Origin of the sequence: Trichococcus sp. (assembly GCF_049684335.1) — a bacterium.
Lineage (GTDB): Bacteria > Bacillota > Bacilli > Lactobacillales > Aerococcaceae > Trichococcus.
Genome location: NZ_JBAVFV010000010.1, coordinates 21,249 through 27,248 on the forward strand (window position 1 = coordinate 21,249; position 6,000 = coordinate 27,248).

Here is a 6,000-nt window from a genome sequence, read left to right on the forward strand (position 1 = left end):
CGACAATACAAGGAAGAGGTGAAATAATGAGAAAGACAAAATATTACATAACGACGAGGGCTAATCGGAAAAATTTCCTTTTGAAATACGGCGACTGGATGTTTAGGTACGTCCCGGAGAGCAAAGCTTGGGAAGCATCCGATTATTGGTATGAAGAAATAATCATGAACGCTTCTACAGATTTCGAGGAAATAACCGAGGAGCGCGCGAATGAGATAATCGCAAATGATGGCGTTCTTCAAATTTAATAACAAAAATGAGCATCTAATTTTAAATATTAGATGTTTTTTTATGCGCAAAATAAGGGTGAAATCGTGGTATAGGCCAGCATCAAACACTTGGCCCCTCTCTTCCAATGCGTTTGGAAGACGCGTTCAGTCAGAGTGAACAAGCGGGAATTTCACTTGAGTCGGATGACGTACTGATGCTTTTTTCTTCACATAAATCATAGAGTTCTGGCGTTGCGAAGCCATCTATCTAAAATGTAGTATACTGAAGTAGTAATATATTCGAACTCCAAAGGACTGAATGCAATGAAATTCGGAATGCGTACACCAAGTATTAAACGATCAATCAAAGCAAGGACAACCGGACGAGTGAAGCGCGCGGTCAAGCGTTCCATAAATCCGCTATATGGTAAAAAAGGCATGGGATGGATAAGAGATCCAAAACGTGCAGCGTACAATAAAATATATAAGAAAACAACGTTCTCATTCTGGGATCTATTCAAATAGAAGCAGTAAGACCGTTGCTGACCTGGTGCAAAAAAATAACCTATTCATTTCTGAATAAGTTACACCCATAACCCTACGGATTTTTTGACCATGCTATTGACCATGTAATTAGTTAAACGCATTTAATTCTATTAACTATTTTTTGGCTTCCTTCCATATAATAAACGCTATGCGAAGCCTTATTAAATACATGCTAATTGATAAATAACAACCCATATTCTCCATCAAAAAAAAGAAAACAACTCTTGGGAAAGTTGATATGAAGCGATTCATACGACTTTCCGAGAGTTGTTTTTTTGTCTATACTACCCTAGGGTAGTATAGACATTTAGAGTGGTTTTTGAATCAGTGTGGCTGAGAATCGATTTTACCTGATTTAAATTTGTACCGTTTTCGAAAAGTAATGAGCAACATGTATGGCGCATGCCATGAACTTTTATTTTTTTCAGGCCGTCACATTTGTTAACGATTCGAGTCATAATCAGATCAACTTTTGAGAGTGCCAGCATTGTATTTTTGGTGTTGGGGAATACTAGCTGTTCGTTGCTTGTTGGATTAGAGCCTAACTTTGATAATGTGGTGGCTTGAGATGCTTTCCAATCTGCCACTCGCATCACGACCGCGACGTAAACGCCGCAAAAAATATTCTCTCGATTGGCTTGGGATAAGCCTTGGTAAAACCAGCCTAAACCGCTGTCTTGGAGCTGAAACGATCGCTGGAGAAGTTATGGGTATTCCCAGTAGCTCGGTAGTTCAGTGACGATGTAGTTCACCTGTTTATTTTTGCTTCTTTTTCAAATATTCCGCACGTATTTTTTCAAGTTGCTGCTTTTTATCAAATTTGGCAGGTGTCTGTTTTTCATGAAACTTTGTCACAGATGCCAGACCTTTATAATCCAATTGGTATTTTCCCACTTTGTTCACCTACTTTTCCTGTCCTTAAAGAGAATCTCTTCAACAAATATATTATACCGTATTTTATCATTTTCTGCCAAAAGACTCCCACCTCTAAGCGATAGCGTAGGTGGGGGTAGTTCAATGTTGCTTATTGTTTAAGGAGATAGTAAACCCATCGTCTCCATAAAATTACAAAATCAACCTTTAGAAACGTTGACAGGACGGTATTCCTTCGACGCTCTAAAGGTTATTTTATGTGTCTAAGTCTATTTCTACGTTTATTTCCACTTCATTTTTCTTGGAATATCCAGCTGTCATGACAGTAATTGATTTTGGTAGGGCTTCCAGTTTCAAAAAGTAGTTGACATTATTCCCCGCAGAACGTAATGTGTGAATAATATATTATATTGGATAAAGAGAGGATGAGAATTCGGGTGAAGAAATCGGTTTTGACTTTCCGCAATGCCAAGCAGAAAAATGAGCGGCTGACGATGCTGACTGCTTACGACTATTCCACTGCCAAGCTGATTGATGCTGCAGGGATCGACTCAGTACTCGTGGGTGATTCGCTGGGTATGGTGATGCTAGGGTATGAAGACACCTTATCGGTAACGATGGAGGATATGATCCACCACACGAAAGCTGTCGCCAGAGGGGTAAAGGATGCGTTGGTCGTAAGCGATCTGCCGTTCATGTCCTATCAGACCTCCGTCTATGATGCGGTATCCAATGCCGGCAGGCTGATCAAGGAAGGCCGGGCGCAGGCAGTCAAATTGGAAGGCGGCATTGAAGTCTGCCCGCAGATCAAGGCGATCGTGGAAGCTTCCATACCGGTCATGGCACATCTCGGCCTGACGCCGCAATCCGTCAATGCTTTCGGTGGATTTAAAGTCCAAGGGAAAGATGAAGAAGCGGCGCGCAGCCTGATTGAGCAAGCGAAGGCTGTCGAAGCGGCAGGAGCCTTTGCGGTGGTGCTGGAATGCATTCCGGCAAAGCTGGCCGATTTGATCACTAAAAGCATCTCGATTCCGACAATCGGCATCGGTGCGGGAAACGGCTGCGATGGCCAAGTGTTGGTCTATCAGGACATGCTGGGGCTCTATTCCGATTTCACACCAAAATTCGTCAAGCGCTATGCTGAAATAGGACCACAGATGCAGACAGCCATCAAAGGCTACATATCTGAAGTGAAAAGTGGCGCGTTTCCAGCAGTGGAGCACACGTTTGCGTTGTCCGATGCGGTCATCGAAAAATTATATTAGAGGAGTAATCATGAATGAAGATTGCAGCAACGGTTGAAGAAATCCGCAGTGCCGTGAAGGCCTGGAAAAAGGAAGGTTTGTCGGTCGGCTTCGTACCGACGATGGGCTATCTCCATGAAGGCCATCAAAGCTTGATGCAGAAATCCGTCAGCGAAAACGATCGGGTGGTCGTCAGCATCTTTGTGAATCCGATGCAGTTCGGCCCATCCGAAGATTTGGAAAGCTATCCAAGGGATCTGGAAAAGGATGCCGCTTTGTGCGAAAGCAGCGGAGTGGATCTGATTTTCCACCCCGAGCCGAAAGAGATGTACCATCCCGATTTCAGCAGCTTTGTGGACATGCATGATCTGACGGAGAGCTTGTGCGGAAAGAGCAGACCGGCTCATTTCCGGGGCGTCTGCACCGTGGTGACAAAGCTGTTCAATATCGTGCAGCCGGACCGCGCCTATTTCGGACAGAAGGATGCCCAACAGTTGGCGGTCATCCAACAGATGGTCCGCGACCTCAATATGGACGTCACCGTCATCGGCTGCCCAATCATCCGGGAAACAGACGGATTGGCCAAAAGTTCGCGCAACAGTTATCTGTCAGCGGATGAGCGGAAGGCAGCTTTGGTGCTGAGCCGAGCGCTCGAAGTCGCGCAACAGTTGCTGGCGGATGGCGAGCAGGATGCTTCCAAAATCCTGAAGGCCATTTCGGAAACGATCCAAGCCGAACTTATGGCGAAGATCGATTATGTGGAGTTGGTGGATGCGCGTACGCTGAAGCAAGTGGACAGCGTTGAGCGACCTGTATTGGTGGCTTTGGCAGTCTATATCGGAAAAACGCGTCTGATCGATAATTTTATCACGGAATAAGTGGGGGGAAAAACAATGCAACTAAATATGCTAAAAAGTAAAATACATCGCGCCGTCGTTGTCCAGGCGGAGCTTTCCTATGTAGGCAGCATCACTGTCGACAAGGATCTGTTGGAAGCTGCAGGCTTGATCGAATATGAGAAGGTCCAAATCGTCGACATCGACAACGGGGCTAGATTCGAAACTTACGTCATCGCAGGCGAACGCGGATCGGGCATGATTTGCCTGAATGGTGCCGCCGCCCGTTGCGTTCAAGTATCGGATAAAATCATCATCATGGCTTACTGCATGATGGATGAACAGGAAGCGAAGGAACACAAGCCGCTTGTAGTGTTTGTGGATGAACAGAATGCCATCACAACCGTAACAAGATATGAAGAACACGGCAGACTCAGCATGTAGGCTAGCCGTATAAGGACAAAAGAAGCGCAACCGCATCGATCCAGTCGGACCTGATGCGGTTGCGCTTTTCCTATTGCACGGATTGCAGCGTGAGCTGAATATCTTTGATGGAGAGTTGCAGTTTTTCGTATTCCTCATCATCCAGCGGCAAGGGGATCTGTTTCTCCAAGCCGTTCCTGCCGATGATGCAAGGCATGCTGAAGGCCGCTTCACCATGGCAATTGTATAAACCGTCAACGGTTGCGGTCACAGGGAAAATGCTTTTCTCGTCCAGCATGACCGCGCGGGCCAAGGCTGCTGCGACTTCCCCGATGCCTGAATTGGTCCAACCTTTCCAGTTGAAGACATCGGAAGCTGTGTGCACCACTTCTTGGCTGACGAATTTTCGGTCCAATGGTTCCGCAGGGTCCAATAAAGCATCGCTTTGGGTAAGCGTGAGCGCACCCACAGTCGTGCTGCTGAAAGCTGGGAAGGCTGTGCTGCCGTGTTCACCCATAATGTAGCCGCTGACGGTTTTGGGATCGACCTGATAGTGGGCAGCAACAATCTGACGGTAGCGGAAGGTATCCAAAGTTGTTCCGGTGCCGAAAATTTTGCCTTTCGGATAGTCGAACTCATTTTCGGCGATGTAGGTGATCGTATCGACCGGATTCGTTATCAGGATGATGATGGCGTCTTTTGTGTGTTGGGTGATACCGGCCATGATTTTGCGTATTTCAACGGCATTCTCTTTGCCCATCAATGCTCTTGGGGGCATCGCCTCACCCGGGCGCGGCTTCTCACTAACGCCTGCGGAAATGATGATGACATCCGCATCGGCGCAGTCAGCATAGTCGCCAGCATAGATTTTGCCGTTTGTCCTGTAGCTTGCGGCCAGCGCATGGCGGTGGTCCAGGGCTTCGCCTCTTGCCGTGTCCTCATTGCTGTCGATCAGGACGATGTCAGAAAATAGGTTGAGGTGGCTGCAGTCGGTCAATACTTGCGAACCGACATGGCCGACCCCGATGATGGCTAATTTTGTTTGGATCATAAGTCACATTTCCTTTCGTTTTGAGATATTGTCATAAATGGCTTGGTGCATGTCTGCTACAGAATAGAAGGTTGGCTCCAGCACCACTTTTTCATCTTCCGGTTTCCGCCGATGGTTGAACCACAATGATGTCCACCCAGCAGCCTGTCCGCCGATGATGTCCGTTTCATAGGTATCCCCGATGAAGAGCAGCTCATCAGGGCGCGCTCCCAAAGCCTCCTGCACATGCGCGAAAGCCGCTGCATGGGGTTTTGGATAACCGATTTTTTCGGAAATGAAGATACGCACTGGCGGCACCCATCTCTCCAGGCCCAACGCAGTGAACTTCTTCATCTGGTGCTTTTCAGGGCCGTTTGTGAAGACCGCAATCGGAATGTTCTGACCTTCCAGCTCATTCAACAGCTGCTCGATCCCTGGGCTTAACGTGATTTCTGCTTGCCTTTTTTGGTAGGTTTCCTGGAAGTGCATGGCCTCTTCGCTAGTAAGCGGAAGACCCAAGTCGGCAAACGTATGCTGGGTGCGCATAATGTGGGACTCGGCCAGCGTCAGATTCCCTCTGGAGAACAGGTCGAAGGCGGCATCGCAATGCTCGCGGAAAAGAGCAAATGTGGCTTCGTCGCTGTAGCTGGTCTCCATGCGGTAATTGTCCAACGCTCGAAAAAACGGACTGGCTGTGTCGTATAAAGTATCGTCCAAATCGAATAGAATAGTAAGCATTATTAAGGTAGTTCCTTCCTTTTGTCGTTGCAGTCAGTATAGCATCCGAAACCGGTTTTTTGAAATGGGAAAAATAGGGAAGGCACTGTAATGGAATTGGC

9 protein-coding genes are annotated in these 6,000 nt (G+C 47.1%); 5 read left to right on the forward strand and 4 right to left on the reverse strand.

Annotated elements, in window-relative coordinates:
* The first annotated feature begins 26 nt into the window (after nucleotides 1-26).
* Nucleotides 27-248 carry a hypothetical protein gene (locus WBM30_RS01935; protein ID WP_424899114.1) on the forward strand — a complete coding sequence of 74 codons (222 nt, stop codon included), beginning with the start codon at nucleotides 27-29 and terminating at the stop codon, nucleotides 246-248.
* Nucleotides 249-533: 285 nt separating this feature from the next.
* Nucleotides 534-734, forward strand: coding sequence for a hypothetical protein (locus WBM30_RS01940; RefSeq protein ID WP_424899115.1), 201 nt, complete (start codon nucleotides 534-536; stop codon nucleotides 732-734).
* Between the two features lie 305 nt (nucleotides 735-1,039).
* On the opposite strand, the gene WBM30_RS01945 is transcribed toward WBM30_RS01940, so the two are convergent.
* Both WBM30_RS01945 and WBM30_RS01950 read right to left on the reverse strand, forming a co-directional pair.
* Nucleotides 1,040-1,348: a tyrosine-type recombinase/integrase gene (locus WBM30_RS01945; RefSeq protein ID WP_424899116.1), complete on the reverse strand. Its 309-nt coding sequence runs from the start codon at nucleotides 1,346-1,348 to the stop codon at nucleotides 1,040-1,042.
* 163 nt (nucleotides 1,349-1,511) lie between these two features.
* Complete coding sequence (locus tag WBM30_RS01950) at nucleotides 1,512-1,649, reverse strand: hypothetical protein (protein ID WP_086985356.1); 138 nt, start codon at nucleotides 1,647-1,649, stop codon at nucleotides 1,512-1,514.
* A 404-nt stretch (nucleotides 1,650-2,053) separates the two neighbouring features.
* Between WBM30_RS01950 and panB the strand changes: the two genes are divergently transcribed.
* Genes panB through panD form a run of 3 tightly spaced genes read left to right on the forward strand, consistent with a single transcriptional unit; the run spans nucleotide 2,054 to nucleotide 4,152 of the window.
* Complete coding sequence (gene panB, locus WBM30_RS01955; RefSeq protein WP_424899117.1) at nucleotides 2,054-2,893, forward strand: 3-methyl-2-oxobutanoate hydroxymethyltransferase; 840 nt, start codon at nucleotides 2,054-2,056, stop codon at nucleotides 2,891-2,893.
* A gap of 14 nt (nucleotides 2,894-2,907) precedes the next feature.
* The gene (gene panC, locus WBM30_RS01960; protein ID WP_424899118.1) at nucleotides 2,908-3,750 is read left to right on the forward strand and encodes a pantoate--beta-alanine ligase; all 843 of its coding nucleotides are present in this window, start codon (nucleotides 2,908-2,910) and stop codon (nucleotides 3,748-3,750) included.
* A 15-nt stretch (nucleotides 3,751-3,765) separates the two neighbouring features.
* On the forward strand, nucleotides 3,766-4,152 hold the full coding sequence (gene panD / locus WBM30_RS01965; protein WP_424899119.1) for an aspartate 1-decarboxylase: 387 nt from the start codon (nucleotides 3,766-3,768) through the stop codon (nucleotides 4,150-4,152).
* Between the two features lie 70 nt (nucleotides 4,153-4,222).
* Here the strand turns inward: panD and WBM30_RS01970 are convergent, their stop codons facing one another.
* Entirely contained in the window at nucleotides 4,223-5,182 is a 960-nt protein-coding gene (locus WBM30_RS01970) for a lactate/malate family dehydrogenase (RefSeq protein ID WP_424899120.1), read from the reverse strand.
* Between the two features lie 3 nt (nucleotides 5,183-5,185).
* On the reverse strand, nucleotides 5,186-5,899 hold the full coding sequence (locus WBM30_RS01975) for an HAD family hydrolase (protein WP_424899121.1): 714 nt from the start codon (nucleotides 5,897-5,899) through the stop codon (nucleotides 5,186-5,188).
* Nucleotides 5,900-6,000: the final 101 nt, after the last annotated feature.